The following is a 3140-nucleotide window of genomic DNA, read 5'->3' as shown; positions in this document are numbered from 1 at the left end:
CCGCTCTTCGTCGACACCAGCAATACCTCGCGGACGGATGGGTTCATCGATCGCCGCGCCCATCAACGTCCATTGGCGGTAGACCGAACCAATTCCTCTCCGCGCCGTTTTGAAGCCAAGCCGGCAGGCGCACGTCGGCGGGACGGACGCCGGATGCCGCAGATCTTCACAGCTTCGGCGGACACTTGGCTCCGCGCCGCCGCCGTGGGCGTCGCCGTCGCCTCCATCGGCGGCGTGCTCTACGGCGCGGGCCTGGTGAACTCCACCTACGTCACACGCGCCGGCGCGCCGGTCGACCAGCCCGTACCGTTCAGCCACAAGCACCACGTGGGCGAGCTCGGCCTCGACTGCCGCTACTGCCACACCAGCGTCGAGAGCAGCGCCAACGCTGGCTTCCCGCCGACCTCGACTTGCATGACCTGCCACTCCCAGGTCTGGACCGGCGCGCCGATGCTGGCTGAGGTCCGCGCTAGCTTGGCCGACGACAAGCCGCTGGTCTGGAACCGGGTCTCGCAGGTTCCGGACTACGTCTTCTTCAACCACTCGATCCACGTGAACCGCGGCGTGCCCTGCGTCGCCTGTCACGGCCGCATCGATCGGATGGCGATGATGACGCGCGCGCAGCCGTTCCAGATGCGCTTCTGCCTCGACTGCCACCGCGATCCGGCCCCGCGCCTTCGGCCCCCCGATCAGATCACGCGGATGGACTGGACCAGCTGGGAGAACGATCCGCGCAACCGCGGCTATGGGCTGGCGCGCATGCGCGAGCTGCAGGTCCACGTGAACCAGCTCACCAACTGCGGGATCTGCCACCGATGAGCCGGCCCCGCGACCTCTCCCGCGCCGCGGAGGCCGAGTTCCCGGCCGCCTTCGAGGGCCTGACGGACACTGGTCGACGCCAGATGCTGAAGGCGATCGGCGCGAGCCTGGGCCTGGCCGGTCTCGCCGGCTGCACCTCCGACCAGCCGGACGCCCAGGCCCTGCCCTACGTCCGCCAGCCCGAGTACCTGGTCCCCGACAGGGCCCGCCATTACGCGACCGCGGTGACGCCCGTCTGCGGCTACGCCCAGCCAGTGCTGGGGACCACCCACATGGGCCGCCCCACCAAGCTCGAGGGACTGCCCGGCCACCCGGCGGCCCAGGGCGCGGCGGACGCCTTCACCCAGGCCTCGATCCTCGGTCTTTACGATCCCGACCGATCGCAGATCCCGCGCCGCCGGGGCGTTCCGACCGATTGGGGCGCCTTGGACGCGGCCATGATCGATAGCGCCCGCACGCTCGACGCCCGCCAGGGCGAGGGCCTGAGGATCCTGACCGGCCAGCTGACCTCGCCGACCTTCGCGCGCCAGATCGCGGAGATCACCACGCGCTGGCCGAAATCCCGCTGGCACGTGCTGGAGCCGGCCGGGGACGCGTCCCGCCGCGAGGCCGCGCGGCTCGCCTTCGGCCGCCCCCTGGACCTCCTGCCGCGCCTCGACCGCGCCGCCGTGGTGGTCAGCCTCGACGACGACCTGCTGGGCCCCGGCCCCCAGCAGGTCCGCAACGCACGGCTCTGGTCGCAGCGGCGGCAGGCCTTCCAGCGCGGCTCGGCTCCAAGCCGGCTGTTCTGCGCCGAGCCGACGCCGAGCTTGACCGGGGTCGCCGCCCAGGACCGGCTGGCGGTCGCCCACGCCCGGGTCCCGCTGCTCTGCCAGGCGCTGGCGGCCGCCTTCGGGCTCGCACCCGCACCCCAGGGATTGAGCGCGCGCGAGCAGGGCTGGACCAGGGCCGCCGCCGCAGCGCTGGTGGCCGCGCACGGCGCGGCGCTGGTCACCGTCGGCGTGCAGCATCCCGCCGAGGTCCAGGCCCTGGCCTGGCGGATCGACCAGGCGCTGGGCGCGTTCGGCGCGACCCTGGACGCGCGGCCGCCCGCCGCCCTGGAGCCGCCCGACGGCGCCCGCAGTTTCGAGGTCCTCTGCGCCGACATGGCCGCGGGCGCGGTCGACATTCTGATGATCCTCGAGGCCAATCCGCTCTACGCCGCCCCGGCCGACATCGACTTCGCCCGGGCGCTGCGGAAGGTCCGCCTCACCGTCCACGGCGGCCTGCACCTCGACGAGACCGCGCGCGGTTGCGCCTGGCACGCTCCGCTCGAACACGAGCTGGAGACCTGGAGCGACGCGCGCAGCGTCGATGGAAACGTCAGCCTGATCCAGCCGCTGGTGCGGCCCTTCTACGCCGTCCGCTCGCGCCACGTCTTGCTGGAGACCCTGCAGGGCCGCCCGGACTCCATCGGTCGCGACATCGTCGCCGCCACTTGGCGCGCCGCCTGGGGCGAGGCCTTCGACGAACGCTGGGCCGAGAGCCTGCGGCAGGGGTGGGTCGCCGACTCCGCGGTAGCTCCGGTCGCCGCGTCGCCAGCGAGCCTGCCTGTCCGCGCCGCGGCGCCTGCGGTCGACGACGCCCTCGAACTGGTGTTCAGGGCCGATCCGTCGGTCTGGGACGGCCGCTTCGCCGGCAACGGCGCGCTCCAGGAACTGCCCAAGCCGCTCAACAAGATCACCTGGGGCAATGCGCTGGCGATCAGCGCATCCCTGGCCGCGGAGCTCAGGGTCCGGAACGGCGACGTCATCCGCGTCTCGGCGGGCGCCCGGACCGTGGAGGGGCCGGTGTGGATCACGCCCGGCCAGGCGCGTCGCACGATCACCGCGCCGCTCGGCTACGGCCGCCACCTGCCCGGCCAGCTCGGCGACGGGATCGGCTTCGATGCGTTCAGGCTTCGGATCTCGGGCGCCCCATGGGCGATCGCGAGCGTCGCCGTCGCGCCCACCGGGCGCAGCACGCGGCTGGCGACCACCCAGCTGCAACAGGCGCAGGGCGATCACGACATGGCACCGAGCATTTCGTCGGAGGCCGCCCGCCAGCCGAAGTGCCCGCGCGGCAAACCGCTGAGCTTCTATCCCGACCAGCCGCAGGAGGGGCCGCAGTACGGCATGTCGATCGACACCGACCTCTGCATTGGCTGCAACGCCTGCGTCAGCGCCTGCGACATGGAGAACAACGTCGCCATCGTCGGCGAGGAGCAGGTCAGGCTGGGCCGCGAGATGCACTGGCTGCGGATCGACCACTACGCCGACGGCGACCCCGAGGCGCCGGTCGAG

2 protein-coding genes are annotated in these 3140 nt (G+C 72.6%); both read left to right on the top strand.

Going from position 1 to position 3140, the window contains the following annotated elements; translation table 11 throughout:
• The first annotated feature begins 153 nt into the window (after positions 1 to 153).
• Entirely contained in the window at positions 154 to 819 is a 666-nt protein-coding gene (locus VJS38_RS13040) for a cytochrome c3 family protein (protein WP_324088581.1), read from the top strand.
• Positions 816 to 3140, top strand: a 2325-nt coding sequence (locus VJS38_RS13035; RefSeq protein ID WP_324088580.1) for a 4Fe-4S binding protein, incomplete at its 3' end; no start/stop codon positions are given. The genes VJS38_RS13040 and VJS38_RS13035, both read left to right, overlap by 4 nt.

The sequence above is a fragment of the Phenylobacterium sp. genome (assembly GCF_035276905.1).
In the GTDB taxonomy this organism is placed as follows: domain Bacteria; phylum Pseudomonadota; class Alphaproteobacteria; order Caulobacterales; family Caulobacteraceae; genus Phenylobacterium.
The sequence above is the reverse complement of the archived record's forward strand: the minus strand, read 5'-3'. Positions and strand labels throughout refer to the sequence as shown.